The sequence below is a fragment of the Nocardia rhizosphaerae genome (genome assembly GCF_042650365.1).
GTDB lineage: Bacteria > Actinomycetota > Actinomycetes > Mycobacteriales > Mycobacteriaceae > Nocardia > Nocardia rhizosphaerae.
This window is the reverse complement of record NZ_JBHSBA010000016.1, coordinates 39,844-59,881: the sequence shown is the minus strand read 5'-3', so window position 1 is coordinate 59,881 and position 20,038 is coordinate 39,844. Positions and strand designations below refer to the sequence as shown.

21 protein-coding genes are annotated in these 20,038 nt (G+C 64.2%); 1 reads left to right on the top strand and 20 read right to left on the bottom strand.

The genetic code is table 11. The features are described from left to right. Positions 1–158 precede the first annotated feature (158 nt). Together ACFOW8_RS28815 and ACFOW8_RS28810 are read right to left on the bottom strand one after the other, a co-directional pair. Positions 159–1,418 (bottom strand): tyrosine-type recombinase/integrase, encoded by a 1,260-nt coding sequence (locus ACFOW8_RS28815; RefSeq protein ID WP_378554823.1) that lies wholly within the window; start codon positions 1,416–1,418, stop codon positions 159–161. After that, positions 1,415–1,648 carry a helix-turn-helix transcriptional regulator gene (locus ACFOW8_RS28810; protein WP_378554822.1) on the bottom strand — a complete coding sequence of 78 codons (234 nt, stop codon included), beginning with the start codon at positions 1,646–1,648 and terminating at the stop codon, positions 1,415–1,417. The genes ACFOW8_RS28815 and ACFOW8_RS28810 overlap by 4 nt, the downstream gene beginning before the upstream one ends. Positions 1,649–1,845: 197 nt before the next feature. Here ACFOW8_RS28810 and ACFOW8_RS28805 point away from each other — a divergent pair, with 197 nt between their 5' ends. Next, the gene (locus tag ACFOW8_RS28805; protein WP_378554821.1) at positions 1,846–2,415 is read left to right on the top strand and encodes a DUF4352 domain-containing protein; all 570 of its coding nucleotides are present in this window, start codon (positions 1,846–1,848) and stop codon (positions 2,413–2,415) included. Here the strand turns inward: ACFOW8_RS28805 and ACFOW8_RS28800 are convergent. The 18 genes from ACFOW8_RS28800 to ACFOW8_RS28715 all read right to left on the bottom strand — a co-directional run bounded on the left by ACFOW8_RS28800 (position 2,412) and on the right by ACFOW8_RS28715 (position 20,017). Then, positions 2,412–2,771, bottom strand: a complete 360-nt coding sequence (locus ACFOW8_RS28800; RefSeq protein ID WP_378554820.1) for a hypothetical protein — start codon at positions 2,769–2,771, stop codon at positions 2,412–2,414. The two genes, ACFOW8_RS28805 and ACFOW8_RS28800, sit on opposite strands and share 4 nt — an antisense overlap. Positions 2,772–2,889: 118 nt before the next feature. Next, positions 2,890–3,876, bottom strand: coding sequence for a hypothetical protein (locus ACFOW8_RS28795; RefSeq protein WP_378554819.1), 987 nt, complete (start codon positions 3,874–3,876; stop codon positions 2,890–2,892). 74 nt (positions 3,877–3,950) lie between these two features. Continuing rightward, positions 3,951–4,304 (bottom strand): phage tail fiber protein, encoded by a 354-nt coding sequence (locus tag ACFOW8_RS28790; RefSeq protein ID WP_378554818.1) that lies wholly within the window; start codon positions 4,302–4,304, stop codon positions 3,951–3,953. Positions 4,305–4,310: 6 nt separating this feature from the next. Then, positions 4,311–4,619, bottom strand: a complete 309-nt coding sequence (locus ACFOW8_RS28785; RefSeq protein ID WP_378554817.1) for an LtfC-like domain-containing protein — start codon at positions 4,617–4,619, stop codon at positions 4,311–4,313. Between the two features lie 22 nt (positions 4,620–4,641). Continuing rightward, positions 4,642–5,886 carry a hypothetical protein gene (locus tag ACFOW8_RS28780; RefSeq protein WP_378554815.1) on the bottom strand — a complete coding sequence of 415 codons (1,245 nt, stop codon included), beginning with the start codon at positions 5,884–5,886 and terminating at the stop codon, positions 4,642–4,644. Further along, positions 5,883–6,200, bottom strand: coding sequence for a hypothetical protein (locus ACFOW8_RS28775; protein ID WP_378554813.1), 318 nt, complete (start codon positions 6,198–6,200; stop codon positions 5,883–5,885). Before ACFOW8_RS28775 ends, ACFOW8_RS28780 begins: the two co-directional genes overlap by 4 nt. Positions 6,201–6,209: 9 nt before the next feature. Beyond that, positions 6,210–6,875 carry a hypothetical protein gene (locus tag ACFOW8_RS28770; RefSeq protein WP_378554812.1) on the bottom strand — a complete coding sequence of 222 codons (666 nt, stop codon included), beginning with the start codon at positions 6,873–6,875 and terminating at the stop codon, positions 6,210–6,212. Between the two features lie 26 nt (positions 6,876–6,901). Further along, on the bottom strand, positions 6,902–7,276 hold the full coding sequence (locus ACFOW8_RS28765; RefSeq protein ID WP_378554811.1) for a hypothetical protein: 375 nt from the start codon (positions 7,274–7,276) through the stop codon (positions 6,902–6,904). Next, entirely contained in the window at positions 7,273–7,614 is a 342-nt protein-coding gene (locus ACFOW8_RS28760; RefSeq protein ID WP_378554810.1) for a phage holin, read from the bottom strand. The genes ACFOW8_RS28765 and ACFOW8_RS28760 overlap by 4 nt, the downstream gene beginning before the upstream one ends. Before the next feature lie 42 nt (positions 7,615–7,656). Next, complete coding sequence (locus ACFOW8_RS28755) at positions 7,657–9,429, bottom strand: glycoside hydrolase domain-containing protein (protein WP_378554809.1); 1,773 nt, start codon at positions 9,427–9,429, stop codon at positions 7,657–7,659. Further along, complete coding sequence (locus tag ACFOW8_RS28750) at positions 9,426–10,145, bottom strand: phage gene 29 protein family protein (protein ID WP_378554808.1); 720 nt, start codon at positions 10,143–10,145, stop codon at positions 9,426–9,428. The genes ACFOW8_RS28755 and ACFOW8_RS28750 overlap by 4 nt, the downstream gene beginning before the upstream one ends. Positions 10,146–10,161: 16 nt before the next feature. Beyond that, positions 10,162–11,868: a Gp37-like protein gene (locus tag ACFOW8_RS28745; protein ID WP_378554807.1), complete on the bottom strand. Its 1,707-nt coding sequence runs from the start codon at positions 11,866–11,868 to the stop codon at positions 10,162–10,164. Next, positions 11,865–12,791 (bottom strand): hypothetical protein, encoded by a 927-nt coding sequence (locus ACFOW8_RS28740; protein ID WP_378554806.1) that lies wholly within the window; start codon positions 12,789–12,791, stop codon positions 11,865–11,867. The genes ACFOW8_RS28745 and ACFOW8_RS28740 overlap by 4 nt, the downstream gene beginning before the upstream one ends. Positions 12,792–12,799: 8 nt before the next feature. Then, positions 12,800–17,911: a transglycosylase SLT domain-containing protein gene (locus ACFOW8_RS28735; RefSeq protein ID WP_378554825.1), complete on the bottom strand. Its 5,112-nt coding sequence runs from the start codon at positions 17,909–17,911 to the stop codon at positions 12,800–12,802. A 26-nt stretch (positions 17,912–17,937) separates the two neighbouring features. Next, positions 17,938–18,252 (bottom strand): hypothetical protein, encoded by a 315-nt coding sequence (locus ACFOW8_RS28730; RefSeq protein WP_378554805.1) that lies wholly within the window; start codon positions 18,250–18,252, stop codon positions 17,938–17,940. Between the two features lie 137 nt (positions 18,253–18,389). After that, positions 18,390–18,758 (bottom strand): hypothetical protein, encoded by a 369-nt coding sequence (locus tag ACFOW8_RS28725; RefSeq protein WP_378554804.1) that lies wholly within the window; start codon positions 18,756–18,758, stop codon positions 18,390–18,392. Between the two features lie 24 nt (positions 18,759–18,782). Beyond that, complete coding sequence (locus tag ACFOW8_RS28720; RefSeq protein WP_378554803.1) at positions 18,783–18,995, bottom strand: hypothetical protein; 213 nt, start codon at positions 18,993–18,995, stop codon at positions 18,783–18,785. A 101-nt stretch (positions 18,996–19,096) separates the two neighbouring features. Next, positions 19,097–20,017, bottom strand: coding sequence for an IPT/TIG domain-containing protein (locus ACFOW8_RS28715; RefSeq protein WP_378554802.1), 921 nt, complete (start codon positions 20,015–20,017; stop codon positions 19,097–19,099). Positions 20,018–20,038: the final 21 nt, after the last annotated feature.

Genomic DNA, 20,038 nt, shown 5'->3' with positions numbered 1-20,038 from the left:
CCCTAATCCCAGGCCGTCAATAGGCCGTCACAGCGCGAAACGGCAGGCCGCGACCAGAACCCGCAGGCCAGGCTCGAAACGACAACATCGAGCCAGCCCAACTCATACCTAACCATCCCGAACCAGCCAATAGCAATCCAATAGCATCCGACGTCACTTTACGTCGCCTCGGCATCGTCATCGAGATCGACCGGCCTGCCCGACTGCACAGTCTTCAACACCACATCGGCCGCTCCCCTCGCACGATGATGACTCGACGGCATCATATGCGCGTAGTACTTCAACGTCACCGACGCATTGTGGTGGCCCAAATACTCCGCCAGATCATTGATCGACACACCCTGCTCGAGCAACGTCGAGGCATACAGGTGCCTCAACGCATGCGGACCATCCACCTTCAACCGCTTGACCAAACCGGCACGATTGAACGCCGAATGCCACCCAGACGCTTCGAACGCCTTGTTGTAGTACGGCAGCCCAGACCTCCGCACCATCAACACCTCGACACGTTCAGGCCGCCCATCCTTAGTCCGCCACGGCAGCGTGACCACCGTCGGCTCGAAATTCTCCATGTACTCGTCGATCTCATCGAAAACAGCCTTTCCGACGGGCACCACCCGAGACTTTCCGCCCTTCGGAGGCGAGAACACGACACCGCCACCAGGCACCCACCGCACCTGCCGCTGTACATCGAGCACCCGCTCCCGACGACGGAAATCCGACGGCGACACCCCAGAAATCTCGCCGATCCGCAAACCGCACCCCGCACCCAGCGCGACCGCGATCCGCTGCCGCGGCGGCAAATGCGTCCAGATCGCATGTGCACGCTCCGGCGGCCACGGGATGATCTTGCTCTGCGTCGGCCGCGGCGGTGTGATCGACTTCGACTTACACGGATTCTCAGGAACCATCCGCGCGCGGGTTGCTGCCTCCATGATCGAGGTCAACATCACGTACAGCTGCGCTTGGTACGACAACTCCAGGCCGCGGCGCGAAAGCCAGGCGAGCCAGTCCTTCACGCCCGCTTCGGTGCAAGCCGCCGCGACCGTCGCGTACTTCTTCACGAAGAACGGCACGATGTGCTTGCTGACCGAGCCTTTCACCTTGTCGCGACTCACTGGGTCCGCGGACCGGCCCTTCAACCACTCGTCGATGTGCTCGGAAAACAGCATCTCGCCGATGCGGTGATGCACGTAGGTGCCTGCCAGCAGCGACAGGTCGATCTCTTTCTGGAAGTTCTCGGCCGCCCGCTTATGCCCGTCAGGGAAGGACTCAGACTCTTCAGTCCCGCCGGGCCCGATCCACCGGACCCGGTAGCGCATCCCTTTGCCGTAGCCGGTCTTCTTCTCACGGCGCTTCCCGCTCTTGGTGGTCGGGTCGGGCACGTCCTTCCACCAGCGGTCCTCGATGTGGCTCACGCGGCATCCACTTCGGATCGCTCGGCGACCCACGTCCGAACCACGGTCGGCTCCCAACGCAGATGACGGCCGATCCGCGACGCCGGCGGCCCGTACCCGCTGAGCCGCCAGTCATAGATCGTTGGCTTGCTCACCTGGAGGTATGCAGCCAGCTCGTCAATCGTCCACAGTCGATCCGCGGCGACGGTCGACGAGCTGATCGCCTTCGGTTGTTTGGTGTTGGTTGCCATCTGATACCCCAATCCATCGGGTTGATTTGAGTTCACTATATTCTCTCCAGTTGACTCAATTCAATCCCCCGATGGCGGTGGGCCTCCTGCCCCAACCGTCGATCCGGCGCGCCCATAGGCAGATAGCAACCCCGGCCTTATGCTGGCGGTCGACTGTGCACAAGCCGCACCTCGACCGACAGCAGGGGGCACCGCCCATGACGTACCCGCCACCACCCCAAGGGCAGCCGCGGCCATATCGAGCCCCCGCACCACCACAGTCAAGCACCAACCGTGTCGTCACGATTCTTGCGATCGGCTTCGCCTGCCTGGTCATCTTCGGAATCGTCGCTGCCGTCGTCGCCACACAAGGCAACTCCGGCGACGCCGCCGATAGCTCAGCGACCACCGTCACCTACTCCACCCCACCGACAGACACCAGCGGCGACCTCGAGTTCGCGGTCCTGAAGGTCACGACAGGACAGTCGAAAGTCGGGTCGAACACTGCCGATGGCGAGTACATCTCCGTCACAGTGAAAGTCACGAATGTCGGCAAAGCTGCGGAGGGGTTCGACCCCGGATCCCCCTACGTGTTCGACGCACAGGACCGGATGTACAGCGCCGACGACAAGACGACCGGCCGCGGCGACGTAGAGCTGAATCCAGGCATGAGCGTAACGAAGACCGTCTACTACGACGTGCCGCCGGGCACCAAGCCGACCGTCTTCTCGGCCAGCGAGGGTCTCGGGGTGCCGTTCGCGCGGATCAACCTTCCCCCCCAGGGCTAGCTGAGGGGGACGTCGATCGCGCATTCCCAGACGCCGCGGCGACGCACCCACGCGCCCTCGGTAGGCGGTGCGAGGAACGCTTCGGCACCGGCGCCGCGCAGGGCGGCGAGTTCGTCGGGGCTGATTCCGGGATGCGGCCAGACCTCGACGCGGCCGGGTACCGGGATGACGATGTGGCCGACTTCTTTCCACCAGCGCCAGGTGGAGTCGATCCGGTAGGCGACTCGCCCACTTGGGGGCCGGGTGGTGACGCCGAGTACGTCGAGCAGGGAAAGTTCGCCGGGGTAGATGTCGTGAACATCGAAACGCTCCCACATCACGCCCGGTGACACCTCCCGCGAACTCTTCGAACACATGTTCGAAGAGTAGCGGAAGTTTGCTGAGGATGCACCCCTCTATCATCCGAAGTGCCGGACGCAACAAAACAGCCCCCGACCTCGAAAGGTCGGGGGCTGTTCGATGTTGCCAGCGGAATCACTCGCACCTTACGTAGGTGCCTGTGCCCGCTTGGATAGTGGCCTTGAACTGCGTGTTTCCCCACGAGCTGGTGTCGCGCGCTCGCACGGTGATCAGGTCACCAGGAGAGACGTTCACCCCAGTCGCGGTGACAGTCGACGGCGACGACGACGAGCCAGTGCCGGTAGCCAGGAGTGCTCCGTTCCGGTAGAGGGTCAGCACCACGGTGTTGCCGCCCGAGCCTGGGTTCCATTGCGCGCGGGCCGAGATCGTCGCGTCGGCTTTCGCGCCGTTGACAACGAGCGCGTTGCCCGAGATTGTCGACCCGGGGTAGCCGGTTGTGTCGGCAGTCCAGCCCGGAATCTCTGCCTCGGTGCCGGAGGGCTGATGGGTGCCGGACTTGTTCATGCCAGTCGAGGTGAACGTGACCGCGACAGCACTCGCCGCGCCAGCGCCGCTGAACGGTGCGCCCGCGGAGGCTACGAGTGGTGCCGCCAGGGTGCCAGCGCCGGTGAACGGTGCCGTCGCTGCCGGGTAGTTGGAGACAGTCAGGCTGGTCGACGCGGTGAACTGGGCGAGAGCGGTCGGGGCCGCGACTGCTTCGAGTTGGCCTTCGGCCGTCAGAGGCGCGACGGCCGCGCTGGTCGGGATCACCATTTCGCCGGTGGCGGTGAAGTCGGCGATCGGCGCGGGAGCCTGGATGCCGGACAGCGCACCGGATGCCGAGAACGCCGCGTAGGTGACTGGCGCCGCGGCGGCCTGCAGTTCGCCCGTGGCTTCGGCATCGGCGTCCAGCCGGTCCGTCGGAATCGCGTACACGCCCTCGCCGGCAAACTCTGCGGTCGAGGCCGGGGATTGGACGCCAGCGAGGGTTCCCTCGGCGGTGAATGCTGCCGTGGTGGTCGGGCTAGCGAGAGCCGCGAGGATGCCTTCGGCCGTCGATGCGGCGATCGGTGGCGGGATATACATCCGGCCCGGCAGCATGGCGCGGGTGCCGCCCGGCAACCTGGCAGTGCTGGTGCCGCCGTCGGGCAGGTCCGCGACCCATCGGGTGCCGGTGGGGAGCGGGACAGCCATGGTCAGCTCACAGAGAAGGAGGGCGTGACCTTGATGGTGCCGGCGGACCCGAGCGTGATCGACGGGGCCAGCGCGCACTTGTCGTGGAAGGTGCCAGCACTCGACGCTGACCAGAGTCCGGCGTGGGTGAAGTTGCCGGCGGGTGCGTTGAAGGTCAACTCAGCCATGGTGAGCGCGCCACCGGTGCCGGAGGTCCAGGTGCCTTGGACTCGGGCGTAGGAGCCGCCGGATGCTTCGGAGGTGCCGGTGGTGCCTGGGTCGGCGGTGTGCAGGGACACCCAGACGGTAGAGCCACCGTTGAGGCCCTTGTAGGCGTCGGCGAGGACTTGCCGCGTTGCGGCTACAGCAATTGCCATTGTGAATCAATCCTGTCGGGCCACTTGGCCCCGGTACCAGCAGAAGTCCTTGCCATCCGAGAAGTGGATGTAGATTCGGAAATGAGCTGGGATGTTGATGGTGTCGGAGACTTCGGAATGGATGAGCCAAGCCACCCAGTCGGTGGTGACGGTGGCGTTCCAGGTCGCGACGATGGTGTTTGCGGCGTCGTAGATGACGAGTTCGCAGGTGGTTTCTGCGGGAATGAAAGATCCGTCGGGGACGTCGATTTGGTGGACGAAGTCCTGGCCGGTGACCAGCATTAGCGTGTCGACGATGGGTTCGTTGCCGAGCATTCGGCCCTCCGTAAAAGGGAATTCAGAGGCCGACGCCGGAGTAGATGCGGACGTCGTCGAAAGCCGCGGAATTCGAGGAATCCTGGCGGCGGACACGTAGCCCGGCGTAGGCGTTGGTCGCGGGCACCACGTTGTGGACGTTGCCTGCGTAAAGGACTGGGACGTCGTTTCTCTCGACCCAGCAGATCTCGTCGTAGACGGAGAAGGCGATCTTGTCGCCATCGGCGATCGTGACGGCTCGGTCGGAGAAGTCGAAGAAGCTCGGCGTGCCGCTGACACTGGACGTGAGGCGCCCCAGATAGAGGTGGCCGGAGTACATGTTCGCGGTCAGGGCCTGGTCGCCAGCAGCGTTCATGAACAGCATCAGGCTGGAATCTGCGCTGCTGGACGGGTTTCGGACGATGGCTTCGATGCGAGCGCGGCCGTTGAGGTTGCCGACGCTACGCATCAGGCCGACGCTGTTGTTGTTGGCGTTGGCGTGGACGTACCGGCCGGAGGTGATGCCTGCGTCGGTACCGAGCTGGGTCCAGCCGTTACCTGCGGGGCCGTCGGCGCGGTTGAAGTCGTCGTAGAAGATCGAGGACCACACGGATTTCGGCGGGACTGTCGGGGGCCGGTCGTAGTGATCGGTGCGGCGGACCCACACGTTGCAGTACGAGCGGTTCACGAGCCTGACCGCGCGACGCGTCGGGCCCAGTTTGTACTGCGGCGACGGCATTACCGAGCCGACATACGAGCCGTTGAGCCAGATGCGTAGCCATTCGTCGTTTTCACACCACACCCGGACCGTCAAGGTGCGACCGGAGAACGCGCCACCTGGCGGTGGCCAGGTGTACAGGTTCCCGAATGGGGTGAACATGTCGGGGAATTCGGCGTAGGCGACATTGTCGGCGCCACCGAGCTCGTGTTTCAAACCAACGGCGGCGGCCTTCTGGAATTTGGTGGGCGCGACCTTGGTCCAAGAGTCGGTGAAGACGATGAAGAAATGCTGGTTGTCCAAGCCTTCGACGGGGTACCAGACTTCGCATTCGAATCCCCAATTCGGGGTGAAGGGCTGCCAGCCGTAGCTGGGGCCGCGGCCGTCGTCGTTGACCACCTGCTCGGTGACCACGAGCTCGTCGATGCTGTTGATGTAGCTGCGGCCACCACCGAGGTGGACCCACGGCCAATAGGCTTGGCCGACAACATCACCTTCGGGGTAGGAGGTGAAGCTGTCCTTGTATCCGGCCCATGCGCGCGGGACGTTGCGGCGGACGAGGAAGCTCACTCTTCGAACGCCCCAGAGATCGTGCCGCCGTGGTCAGCGAGGAACGCGCGGATTCCAGCGAGTGCCAGCCGGTTTCCGCGCAGGCCGAGCCGATCGGACGGGTCGAGATGTTCGCGCAGTTCGTCAGGGATGTCGTTGAATCGGGCGATCGCGGCGTCGAGGATGGCGATGGCACGGTCGGCGGGGGTCATGTCGAACAAGCCCTCGAGCGATTCGCGTTCGAAAGCCGCGGCCCACAGCGCTTCCCGGTTCGGTTGAACCCGGGGCGCGGATTCGATCGTTCCGGTCGCGCCGATGCAGTGGAAGATCAGCACGGTGGCCTCCTAGGGCTTCGGCGTGAAGACGCCGGCGACCGCGATCTGCAGGACTTGCGGTGCGGTGGAGCCGGTGATGGTCGGCACGGTGTAGAAGAAGCGCTCCTTGTCCAGCACGGGGACCTCGAGCAGCGGGATGTTGTAGCGGGTGACGTTCGCGCCGATGACGGCGGATGTGAAAGTGGTGTGGGCTGTGCCGGTGGCGTTCCACTTCTTGCAGTCGATCGTCATTCCCGCTGGCTGGGTCAGCAGGGCGATGTGGACGTCAGTGAGGAAGGCGTCCTGGTCGTCGGGCACGTTGAGTACCGGGCCGAGGAGCAGTTCGTTGTCGCCGAGGACGACTGCGGCTGAGGCGACGACGCATTCGATGATCCAGAACGAGCTGTTGATGTATGCCTTGTCGGCGATGTCGACGGCGTTCGCTGCGGCGTTGGCGGCTGCCTGGGCGTCGGTTACCGCTTGGTCGGCGTATCCCTCGACGACGGTGATGGCGTCGTAGGCGCCGTCGATGCGGGACCTGACTTCGACGCCGTGAGTGTTCTGGGCGTTGCCGTAAGAGACTTTCGCGCCTGCTTTGAGCGAGGTTTCGACGTCCTCGGCGGTCATTGCCTGGAAGTCGGTGAAGTCGCCAGGCTGGATGGAGCCATTGGGAATCGGCTCGTTGGGGGCGGTCACCGAGGATCACCCCCCTTCACAGGTATTCAGATGTCTTGGGAGATTTCAGGCGGGATCGGAGGCGCCGGTGGCGTGGGAACATGGCGCTGGATGAACGCCAGCAGGTCTTGCACGTAGGCGGCGAGCGCGTTGATCCGCCGTACGTCACGTAGATGCTGCTTGGTGTCTTCGACGTGCTGGTCTTCGAGCGCGTCGATACGCGCTGCGTCGTCATCGTGCTGGGCTTCGAGCTTCTCGACGCGGGTCAGCAGATCGGTGACCTGACGGGCCAGCAGTTCGGACACGGCTTGGAAGTCGGCGCGCTGGGAGTCCAGCGAGCGTGACCGCGGGGCGAAGAACCCCGCGATCACGCCGAGCAGGCCAGTGGACGCCCCGATCAAGGCCGTCCAGATGGCGCTCATCCGATAGCCGGGGTCTTGGCTGCGGCGACGCCCAGACCGAGGGCGGTGGCGATGACGGCGATCACGGCCGATGCCTGCGAATCATTGAGGACGCCATAGGTGATCAGGGCGGGCTGCGCGACGGTGAGGATCCGGTACAGCCAGGTGCGCCAGGTCGCGGTGCTGTTGGCGCCGGCGACAGTGAAGCCGAGGACTGCGCCGACGATCGAGACCCACAGGGCGGCGTCGGAGTCGTTGAGCAGGCCGAGGGTGACGAGCAGGACCTGTACCGGCGCGAGCAGCGCGTACAGGCGTCCGCGTACATCGGCGGACAGGTCGCGGAGAGTGTCGAAGGACATGGAGGTACCTCGTTTGGGTTGTCGAGATGGGGCGCCGCGTGGTTAGGCGGCGTCGGCGAGGGGGTTGTCGATCGGACCCGCGGCCAGCACACCGAGGGTGGGCTTGGGGGTCCAGTAGATGCGGCCGTTTTCGAAGTCCTGGAACGCTGCGCCGTCGAACGGTTGTTCGTCGGAGGTCGGCCAGCCGTAGGGGCCGTTTTCGAAGCCGGAGCGGTTCCAGTGGTCGCGGATCGCGCCGTGGACCCAGAACGGGGGCTGGCCGTGGCGTCGGTAGACGGCGCCGCCTTGGAAGCCCTGCACGACACCCCAGTCCGCGCCGGACGGATCCTTGAGGACGGTGTGATCGTTGGCCGGGTACCCGAGGGGGCCCGCTTCCCAGCCGAGGGCAGCAAACTTGTCGAACACCGGGTCGGAGATCGGGTGCGCGCCGGTGGCGGGATGCCAGTAGATGTAGCCGTGCTCGAAGTGCGCCCACTTCCCCACCCCGTCGGGGCAGGTGTTCTCGCCGTCGGTGAGACGGGCACCGAGCCACGGGGTTTCGGCGGCCTTCGCGTCGATGGCGTTGACGGTAGGAGCTGCCGCGGTCCTGGCCCAGTGCTGGACGCGGTCGTTGTAGACGTCCCAAGGGAAGTTGGGGCCGCAATCGGTGTGTGTACCGATGCCCAGTCCGTGGGTGATGCCTGCGTGATCGGTGAGCCCGTCACGGCCGCCGCGGAGTTCGTCCCAGCCGATGACCCGCGGTTCGAAACCGTACCGGCGGGCGTCGCGGACCATGAGCCAGGCGGCCATGTCGATGGCCCGGTCATACTTCGTGATCCACTCGTCGCGGGACATGCTCGCGCGGGATCCGGCGAAGCACAGGTTCACGGTGTACGGGTTGGCGTCGAGGACGGACCAGCTACAGCGGTCGGTGGGGACGAGCCCGAGGGAGCGTTCGTTGTCGATGACGTAGTGGTAGGAGACAGCCGAGCTCGGTCGCTTCAGGTAGTCGGTGAGCGACTGGGCGGTGCCGTTGCCTTCCTGGGTGTGCAGGACGCCGAGCCGGACGCGGGTGCCGTTGCGGCTGTGCGAGTTCGGGGAGTTGGCGGTCTGGTCTTCCTCGACCATGGGCGGGTTGAGCACGGCGGGGCCTCCCGGCGGTGGGGTCGGAGTGGTGAAATGCGCCCACTGGCCGAAATTGGGGGCGAGGATGTCGTTGACGTCGACCGCGGTACCGTCGATCTGCGGGCCCGGATTGCTGGGGGTGTCGATGACGCGCTGGTACAGGACCGCTTCGGGGCCGATCAGCGCGCCGGACCAGGCGCGGGTCTGCCACGCCCAGAACTTCCCGCCGGGTGCGACACCGATGACGCGGTCTTCCGCCGCCCACGCGCACACGCGGGCGTGCCCATAGATGCCAGTGCGCTCCACACCGAGGATGGAATTCACGCCCCGGAAGAAGTGCACCGCCGTGGCGTTCCAGGCGTCGAGGCTGATGTCCTCGTCGACGGCGAAGAAGATAGGCGCCTTGTCGGGCCCGCCCGCCGCGCGGTGCCGGTCCGCCGCGTCTTGCGCCATGCGCCGACCGCCCTCGTAGCCGGTGGTCCAGTCAGACGGGGCGGAGGGGTTGCCGGGCTTGCCGTACTGCCACACCGACGCGACGTCGATGCCGGCGGCGCGACACTGGTCGGTGTAGTGCCTGGTGACCGGTTTGGCCAGCATCCATTCTGCGCCGGGCCGCGGCGGGGACACGTATGCGATGACGCCCGAGTGTCCGGCCGCTTTGATGGCGGTCGGGTCGATCAGGCGGGCAGCGAAGTCGACTGCGGTGCTCACACGCCCACCCCTGGATAGCGGTCGATGATCGTTTTCCGTGGCTTCTTGGACAGGTAACGTTCGATGGCAACGACCCGGTCGCGTTCTTCGGCGTCGACGGCTTCGAGATACTCGAGGACTTCGTCGACGGTGTGCAGGCACGGATTCCAGCCCGGGTCGCGCACGGGCACGTTCGTGACGTAAGCGCCGTCGCTGGATGGGCGCCCATACTGCGGAGAGCCCTTCACCTTGCCAGTGCCGCCGCCTTCGACGCCCTCGACGATGCGGTCATCCGACGGGACGGCGGCTTCGGGGTCGAAGCCCATCGCTTCGGCGAGCTGACGTTTCGCGTCCTGCGGCAGCGACGCGACAAACTCCTTCAGATCGAACTGCGACCGGTCCGGTGCATCGATCGGTTCCCACACGCCCGGCGACACCAGCCAATGTGGGTCAGTTTGCCGAGGCTTCTGGTATTTGATCTTCCGCTCGGACGGGATCGTCGAACCCGGTGGGCGAGCACCGCAATCCCACTGCCGGCGCGACACCTCACGGAGGTACTCGATCGGGAATGGCAGCGGTGCGCCTTTCATACCGGGCAGCCCCGAGTACATCCACAGGAAGGCTTCCTCGGGGCAGTTCGGATTGCAGTTTTCGAAGGTGGGGAACTCGCCTGCCTTCAGCCACGGCGAGGTGTCGACCTCTTGTGATTGTTTGGGGCGCGCCGACTTCTTCGACATTCGATGTACTCCTGGGCTATCGGCCGTGGACGGCGAGCTGTTGCACGAGCGAGCCGAGGTCCGCGATCAAGGACAGGGCTCGTTGGCCGCGGTCCTTGTTCTTTTCCTTCTCGCCGATGATCGGCACCCATTCCGGCGGTGATTCCCGATCCCATGCGAGGGTGAGTTCGCGGACGCGGTCGACGTAAATGATGTGGTCGTCGACGTAGAGAGTGGAGGCGAAATCGCCGATGACTTGTGCGCCGATGCGGTCACCGATGAAAAAGTGGCCTTTGCCGTTGTCTCCGATAAACCACGGTGCGCCGTCACGGATATTGATCTCGTGACTGAACCAAGACCGCGTCTCGTGCAGCGCTTTTCGAAGTGAAAGCAATGCTTCGAGCGTGTACGCGCGGTCTGATCCGGACGCTAGGACTTCGAATGGTCGCGCCCATCCAGAATTCGCGATCCGGCCCGGACTTGCTATCCGCATCCAGGCGGCGATGGTGTCCCAGTAGAAAACTTGGGCGACGGCGTCGACGGCACCGCCAATGGGCGGGATTACGACCGCGGCGGCCAGGAGATCGCCTGCGGTCTGAATGGCCGCCGAGATTAGTTCGTTAACGAAAGGAAACGAATGCCCACCAGCAACAACTTGAACCGCGGTCGACGGAGTGAAGATGAACTTAGACGATTCGATACCCGTCTCTTCACCCTCGAGATAGATGACGTAAGGGCACGACTTATCCGTCAACCGGAGCCCCGGAACTTTGTACGAGCCTGGGATTGCCGGGTCGACGATGTCTTCGACGATCGGGTCGATGAAATCCTCGACAAACTTCGCAACGGTGCGTTTCAATCCGAGGAACGGGTCTCCACCGTTGGAGGTGTCGGAGTAGTAGCCGGACTTATCGACGATGTCGACCACGAGCGCACCGTTGCGCAGCGTTTGACCCTCGATAGGCTGTTCGTCATCGGCCGCGATGAACCGACGGACAACGATTGAAAGCTCGGCGTCCTCAAGGATATCCTCGGCCATGTCGACCCAGCGTTTAAAACGCGAGTTCGGCACCGACCAGAGTGTCCCAGCCAGCATGTCTTCGGCGAAAGTCGTCGGTTTGACGACCACAGACCAGTTACCCATTCCGGGTGCACTAGAATTCTGGTCCATAGGGTCATCAGGCAGGCCCCACCAGTTATCCTGCTCGCGCATCACATTCAGGAACAGGGCGGTTTTCAAAGCCCAAATACTGGGTCCTGCCAGGAAGAACACCCTAGGGAACTGCACAAAATCCGGCAGAAACGGGTTACACCATGCCAAATAATATTCCAGCATGGACATGTCATGGAGCCATCGGACGACCAAAACACGGGAGCCGTCTTCTCTTTTTTCAACCGTGTGATCGTGGATGCGGCCAGACCAGCGGGCACCGTCTTTGTCGACGGTGATGTAGACGTTGCGTTTCTCGCCCCGAAGGATGCGTGCCGAGACCTGCCATATCCATTTTGCAAGCGGATCGTCAAGCGGGATCTCGGTCAAACCCGGACCGACTTCATTGTCGAGCCAGGTGAAGCTGGCCGAATACTCGCTGTCGAGCGTTCCGACCAGATTGAAATCGCCCGTCCAGACCCTCATCAAAGGCGGTTCGAGGCGTGCGCGGCGGTCCGCTTCCTCCGCCGCGTTGGTGGCGTCCCAGATCGCTTGACACTGTTCTTCCAATGTCATTTCAAGGAGGTCGGTCATCGCACCTCCCACACATGCGACCACCGTCGCTGACAGTAAACGTCCACTCGCGCACCCCCGACAGGGGCGTTCTCGACTTTCACCGGAAGGTTCGTTTCCGGCGTCTTCGGCGGGATCTGATGAAGGAACGAAATACCGTTCATCTGCCCGGCGAGGTTCGTGCCTGCGAAGTCACGCACTTGAAGCTTGTCCCGGTACAACGTGATTCGGGCGCCGCCCTCTAGGTCGGTCAATTCCGGGAGAGTGATCTTCCGGTTAGGCCACTGCCCGCCGGGAATCCGGTGATGCTTCGTCCCGGACCATGTGTAGTCCGGCAAAGTCCAAATCCCTCGGGTGACAACCCATTGCAGCCACATCGGCTGATCGGTCGGGTTCGAAATAGTCACGAACCCTTCCGAAGTGCCGGTAGCGCCGGTTTCGAAATAGTCGTAGGGACTGTCTTCATACCGGTCTTCGAACCAAAACGGTTGATCAGCAACAACCGCCATCGGCTGAACCGAAGTGCGGGTGATCCGTGGATCGTGTTTCGACTCGAACTCGACAGTGTCGTTCTTCGCCAGCCACAGGCTCCTGGTCCCCGACGACGGTGTCGTCACCGACATTTTCGTCAAAGTGGATGCCGGATCCCACCGGTCGGCTTCATACTCCCAGGCCGCGTTCCACCTGCTTTGCAGGTCTTGCCATTCTTCGGGCGTTTCACCGTGAATGTTGACCGCGAAAGTGATGTCGCGTTGCTGGTATCGTTTGCCCTCATACGTCGCACCTTTTTGGTAGACGCTCGACTTCCGAAGCGTGGTAACCGGCGCGTCGAAGATGCCCTTGATGTTCGGTGCCAGGAAGAGCTTCTTCGACGCGCCAGCGCCGCTTATTTGGAAGTGCGAGCCGTCCGGCCCGTAGATGTCGATGCGGGCGGACTCACGCATCAATCGAGTTAGCCCCTTGCAGTTGCCGTGTGCTGAAGCGCACGCATATCGCGAATCAACTCGGCCTTGCGGAACGCCTCATCGACGTTCGGCGTCGTCAAATTGATCGTGGTCGAGTTATCGATGGTGGTCAGCGAGCCGCCTTCACTACCGCGCTGAATGACGGTGTTCGCGGCGCCCGCCGCGGGAACCGACGCAGCCTGGTACCCGGATTGGGCCAGGGTTTGCGACGCTTCCGCCGAACTGGACCGTGCCTGCTGCCACGACGCCAGCGTCGACCCGTAGTCGGTGACCGCCGACGGGATCAGATCACGCGGATCCGGCAGGCCGAGCGGGTCGAGCGTCGTCGAAACCAGATCCTCGAACCCGGTCGACAGTGCCGACGAGAACCGCTCCTGCGCATTGGTGCCGACTTCTTCGAACGTCTCCACCCCGGAGGTGTTGTACGAGCTCGTTCCGTCAGTGCCTGTGTCGACGCCGGTGACCGCGGGCCCTTCGAGCGTTTGCGGCGCCTGGTTGGTCATGTTTGCGACGAAGTCTTGGAACATCCGCCACTGCGGGTTCGTCAGAACCGCTTCCGGCAGCCCGCTGGTGTTCCAGCCGAAGGTGCCGTTGGGGAAGATGCCGCCCTGGTCGTAACCGTGGCCCTGGCCCCACATGGTGGTGAGGTCCATGCCATACGTCGCCTTGTAGTAGCGAAGCGCGGCGACCATGTTCGCCATCGGGTCGGTGCGGTCGTTCGGCAGTGACGGATCCCGGTAGGCCGCGAACGTGCCAGGGATGACCTGCAGCAGACCCTGGGCTTCGTTTCCGCCCGAATTGACATCCTGGACTTGCTGAAGGATGTTCGGGTTGCCGCCGGACTCGGACTGGATCTGCGCCATCATCGCGTTGACCTGGGCCGGGTCGTCCGCGTTGAAGCCCTCGCGGCGCATGGCTTCCAACGCCATGTCGCGCCACTGCTCGACGCCCTCAGAAGGAACGTAGTTCGCTCCCCCGCCACCGGATGACCCCGATCCGAGGATCTTGCTGGCGAGGGCCTCCACGAGCTTCTGCGCGAACGCGCGCGGGATCTTTCCTGCGTCACCGAGCCCAGCGATTTCGGGGACGCTGTTCGCCGCGGCGCGAAGTGGGTTCAGCAGCAGGCTGTTCGCGAGAGCGTTCCGGCCGCTGGTGACAGCCCCGGAGATCGCAGACCCGATGCGCGCGAAGATGCTGGCCTTCTCTTCGTCGGACAGGTTTCCGAGGAAATCGTTTGCGCCCCAGTGGACATGGTCCATGTGGGCTGCGTTCGTCGCGGCGCCGAAGTCGTACGGTTGGCCTTCGTCGAGGTTCTGCCAGCCGTCGAGTGGCCAGTGGATCAACTCTGCCGACTGTGGGTAGGTGTTGTAGATCCAGCGGGCGATTTCCTTCATCGGCCCGCCGAGGTCGATGGCCTTGCCCTGCATGTGCAGGTCGTAGCCGGACCCCACGTCTTGGAAGCGTTTACCCGAGGTCAACACCGCGCCAGGGATGGCTGTGCGCACCAGGTCCCACAGCTGGGCCTGGATCGGGTCGAGCGGATCCGAGGTCGAGACGATGCCGCCGTCGGCATACCGGCCCGGACCATCCGCCGCGGGCTGGGACTGCGTGCCACCGCCCTTGAGCGCGGCGGCGCGCATCTTGTACATCGCGTCATGCCCGCCGGCGGCCTTGACCTCGGCCGCGGTCCACATGTGCTCGCCGGGAGAGGCGAGGATCGGGACGCGGTCTTCGGTAGGTCCGCCGGGGCCGGTGATGGGACCGCCCTGCCAGCGTTTGGCCGCTGCGGGGCCGGGACCGGACCACATTTGCATGCCGCCGGTGCTGCCACCGATGTGGTCCATCGGATCCCACTGCGGCAAACCCAGTTTCGAGGCGACCTTGTTCCAGATGCCGCCGAGGGTGTTGAGGGCGTCGATCAGGCCGTTGATGGCGCCGGACAGTTTGCCGGGCAGCTTGTCCCACTCGATCCCGATATCGCTGACCAAGTTCCCGAAGAACGTCACCAGTGCGCTTGCTTCGGACTTCAGCTTCCCGAAACCTGTAGCGGTGCTAATGATCTCGCCGATATTGTCGGCTATGTGGGAGGTGATCGACGCCCAAGCTGACCCTATGGCGCTGTTGAGGGATTCGGCTTTCGAGCCGATCTCACCAAACCAGGTCCCGACAGTCCCGGCCCCGGTCGCCACAGACGACGTGAAGCCGTCCCAGGCTTCACCGAACTTTAGGGTGAATTGATTCCACTGTTTTCCGACAAATTCCCAGCCGTTACTTACCCAGCTGATGGCGAAATTGACCGGGATGTTGTATTTCAGCCCGGTCCCGAGACCGCTTCCAACTTCGCCGAGCCGATCGGTAAATGTCTTATCGACCTCGACCTCGTTGCCATTCTCATCTTTGACGGTCTTCGTGTCAGTGAAAATCCCGCCGAGCATTTTGCCTGCGGCCGAGTTTCCGACCGTGTCCATCAGGCCGATGATCTTTTCGAGGGCGTTGACGATCGAGTCCGCAGTGGACTTGACGTCGGCGAAGAAGTCCTTGACTGCCTGCTGGCCTTCAGGCGATTTCAGCCAATCAGCCCATTCCTTGAGCTTGTTGGTGATGTCGGTGAGCATGTCCTCACCGGTCTCCTCCGACCCGGAGAACAGGGCGCCGATCAGGCGACCGACCTCGACGACGAGGTCCTTGAGACGGCCGAAAGCAGCCAGCGACTTATCGATGAAGTCCTTGAACTTCTGCTGATTCTCGGGATCTTCGGCCCACTCACGGAAGCGCGCCATCAGATCGGCGAACCCTTGAGCACCGGACGGCAGGAAATCAGATCCGGCCTGGGCCAGGGACAGGAATCCCTGGATCATGTCGCGGATGCCGTCGATGATCGGGCCGATCGAGTCGGCGACCTTGTCGAAAATGTACTCCAGCTTGCTTCGCGTCGCCTCGGACTCGAAATCGGCGAACGCGCGCCGCAGACCACCGTTGATAGCCGTCGCGATCCGGCCGAGCCCGGTCTCCAAGGTTGGAATCCATTTGGTGACGAGGCTGGAAATCGAATCGCCCATGCCGTCGAACAGGTTTTCCTGCACACCGTCGGCCAGGGTCGACAGCAGCGGCTTGACCTCGAGCCATTTACGGACAAAGTCCTGCGCGGCCGGGGACAGTGCCGCCATCTTCCGGGCGAACTCTTCGGCGGCGTCGCTGCCTTCGTTCATCGCCTCGACCACGGCCTGGTTGGCTTCGGCCAACTGCTGCTGTGCATCGGCCAGCGACTGATGGGCGTCGATCAGCGATTGCTGTGCTTCGGCTTCGCTCTCGGCGGCATCGGCGACGCGTTCCTTCGCGGCGACGACCTGGTCGCTGCCCTCGACGCCCTTCTCGTTGGCTTCGGTGACCTGTTCGGCCAGCTCACGAGAGTTGCGGAGCGTGTCTTCTTGGTCGGCCAGAGCACGGTCGAGGTTGTACTGGGCGCGGGCGCGGTCAATAGCGTCCGATGACGAGTCACGTAGAACCTCGTTCAGCTCTTGCTGTGCTTCGGCCACCGCCAAAGCCGCGCCTTGCTCGTCGAGCTTGGTACGGCCAAGCGCGCGGTTGAGGTCGTCGAGTTCCTTTCGAGCGTCCTTGCGGGCCGTAGTCAGAGCCTTCTGCGCAGCCAGCGACTCCTTCTGAGCCGACCGGATACCCTTCTCAGCCGAAACCACGCCACGCTGGGCGGAAACAACACCACGGGCCGCCGACTCGACCTGCTTGTTCGCTGCCGCGACAGCTTTCGCCTGCGACTTGGCCTGGGCGGCAGCACCCTCAGATGCCTTCTTCGCGGCGTCGAACGCGTCGCCGATGCCCGACATGCCAGCAACGACCGTGGCGATCACAGCGCCGAAACCGGCGACTGCGGCCGGGAGCAAAGCGAGCACGCCGGCGGCTTGCGCGATCTGCCCGATCAGCGGGATCAGTGACACCGCGGCCAGCGCGATCAACGCGACTTTCGCGATCCCGGCCAGCGACGACAGGGAGAACAGGTTCTTGGCTGCGTTGGAGATGGCGTCGACCGCGGCGGATTGGAATCCGCGCCACGCCGCGGACAGGCTGCTCATGATCGAGCCTTGCCGGTTGCGGGCGCGGTCGAGCCGGTTGTTGGCGTCGGCTTCCTGGCCCATGAGGCTGGACAGGCGGCCGGTGGCGTCGGCGTGTTCGCGTTGTGCGCGGGCGAGTCGCTGTGTGGCGGCGGTGCGCTGCGACAGCGTCGAGTTGCCGTTGGCCAGGACCTCGTCATGGCGTTGCTGGGCGAGAGTGAGCCGGTCGAGGGTGTCGCCTTGCCGTTGGCGGGCGAGCTCCAGTCGGGAGATGACGTTCGCCAGTTCAGCTTCGGCGCGGGTGACCGAGTCGCGGTCGAGCTGCACCTGCAGCCGGATCGCCCGGATCGGGCGGGTGAAGATGTTGCCGGTGAGCCGTTGCGCGGTGCGGCCGATGCTGGCGCCGCCGAGCGAGTTGACCCGGTCACCGACATCGGAGGCCAGCGTGCGCAGAGCCATCAGCTGGGCGACCGCGGCGGTGGTGTCGACGTTGACGTTCATCGACAGGGGCTGCGCCGCGACAGCGGTACGGAACTCTTCGAGCTGGGTGACCGCTTCAGACAGGTCGAGCTTCACTCGCAGCTGTGCAGCGGGCAGAGTGTTCTTGAGTTCGCGGATCTTTTGCCGCACACCAGCTTCGGACAGTTTTAGCGTGATCGTGCCCTGCACGGTCGCCGCGGCGGCGTTGACTTTGCCGCGCAGCAGGCTTTGGAAACCGGTCTTCAGCTCGGGAGTGAAGTAGACCTTCGCGGTCGCCTTCTGCCCTTCGAGCTTCGCGGCGTTCTTCAGCGAGGCGCGGAACCCTGGAGCCAGTTTGTGACCGAATTCGATCTTCGCACCAGAGCCCTCGGCCGCGGTCTTGGCGAGGTCTTTCACCTGTGCCCGGAAACCGCTGGTCAGCTGCGGTTTCAGTGTGACCGCGAGGGATTCGTTGATCGGTTTGATCAGCGTCTTCACCTGCGCCCGGAACTGGTCGGCCAGCTTCGGCTTCAGGGACAGGTAGGCGGTGCCAGCCTTGTATTCGCCGGGCATCGTCACGAGCTACACCGCCTTGTTGTTCAGTTGTGTGTGCCAGACAGCAGTGCGTTCACTGCGTCGGTCAGCTCGATCCGTTCGATGGCGTCGCGGAAGCGTTGTTCTGCAGTTTGCGGTCGCGGTTCGGGTGGGAAAGGTGGCGGGAGTTTGCCGCCGAACACTGCAGGCAGGGCGCGGATGATCTCTTTGAGCAGCTCGGATTGGCGGATCATCGTCAGCACCTCGAGCGAATAGCCTTGGGGTGCGATCGGTGCCCGCTTTTCTGAGACCGGTTGTTGCGCTCGCGCCCAGCCGATCTCTTCGTCCATGGCCAGCGCGGACTGATACCACGAGTCCATCGGCAGCCTGCGCAGGAACCTGAGCAGTTGCGGCCAGGGGCGTCGACCTCGGAAGTAGTCGCCGAGGTCGACACCGAGCCGCTGCTGCAGGTCGAATTCGATCTCTTCCCCGTACTCCTCGATGAGGAGGACGAGGGCTAGGCACCCCCCGGCAGGTCGTCACCGACCTGCGAGGGCACGCTGTTGAAGTGGTCGGACATGTCGGACACGAGCGCGAAAAGCACCTCGAACGGCTCGTCCTGCACGATCGCCCACACACGATCGAAGGCGTCACCACAGATCGCGGCCACGAGCCGCCGCAGTGCACGGGACTCGAAGTCGCCCTTGCCGTCGACTAGTTCGGCCATCGCGGTCACTCGCTCGACGGTGTCGGGGGCGCTGATCTCGATCGGCGGGTCGACGGCGTCGAACAGGTACGGCGGGGTCGGCTTGTGCTTGGCGCGTGCTTCGTCGCGCATCGTGGCCCACCGCGACTTCGCGGCAGGGTTCAGCTTCTTGGCAGCCATCGGTGTTTCTCCTGGCAGAGTGGGTTACTTGCTGGTCTTGGGTTCCGGCTTCGGGGCCGGTTTCCGTTCCGGTTCACGCGCGACCACGGGCGCTGGCGCGGGGCGGGCTGGCGTGGTCGGCTTGGGGTCGGGCGCGTAGCTGTAGCCGCGGGCAAGCAGCTGCTCACGCTCGGTCGCTGATCCGACGAGGGCGGTACGGCCGTCCGGCGCGACGAGACGGATAGGGGTGAATGCCATGGGATTTCGCTCCTGGCTCTGCCCTGGCTGAAGAATGTGGAAGGGGGTGCCTGCCCCGCGCGCGGCCAGGAATCACGCGCGGGGCGGCAGTCAAGGTGCGGTCAGGCGTAGGTGACCGCGTACGCGGCAGAGGGCCCGGTCGCGTTCGTGACGACGACGTCGTGGCTGCCCGCAGCATTGGCCGGGGTCGTGATCGCCAGGGTGGTGTCGTTGACCAGCGTGTAGTCGGTCGCTGGGGTGCCGCCGACAGTGACGGCGGTGACGCCGGTGAAGTGGCTGCCCAGCAGGACAACGGACTCGCCGCCAGCCGCGGCGAGAGAGCCGGCGGGCAGGTGCGAGGTGATGGTCGGGACCGAGGCGGTGGCGGTGAAGCCCATGTCGGCCAGCAGTGGACCGATGCCGGGGCCGCACAGGACGTGCTTCACGCTGTAGCCGAGGTCGTCGTCGATCTTGGCCGACCAGGTCAGGTTGTAGGCCAGCGACCCGTCCTGTGACCAGGTCTGCTCGCCGACGCTGGTGACGGTGGCGCGCGGCAGGATCCGCAGGTAGTAGATCGTGTTCGCGCCAGCTCCATCGACCAGACCCAGGATCACCCGGTGATAACGGGTTTCGGGCGCGGTCGGGTCGGTGAACTGGATTTCCTTGGTCGTCGGGTCCGCGGTGATCGCGGACAGGTCGACACCGGAGTACAGCTCCAGGTTGCGGCGCTTGGTCTCGAGCAGTGTCGCCGAGACCATCGTCTTGCGGGAGATGATGTCGGTACGCGGAGGCTCCAGAGCACCCCACGCTTCCACGTCGGAACTCTCGATTTCAGGAGTGAAAGTGGGCGGCGCGGCCTTGTCGATGTAGCCGAGCGACTCGAACCCGGCCGAGGCCAGCGACTGGAACTCGGCGGCGACACCGTCGGTGAAGGCGTTTGGAATGGTCGCGTCCATGTTGCCGAGCAGCGCGAAGCCCTTGTTGGGGCGCCGGATGAGATCGGGGTTCCAGTTCGCGACCTGGTCGAAAGTGACAGCAGGCATGTAGATTTCCTTGAATTGGGC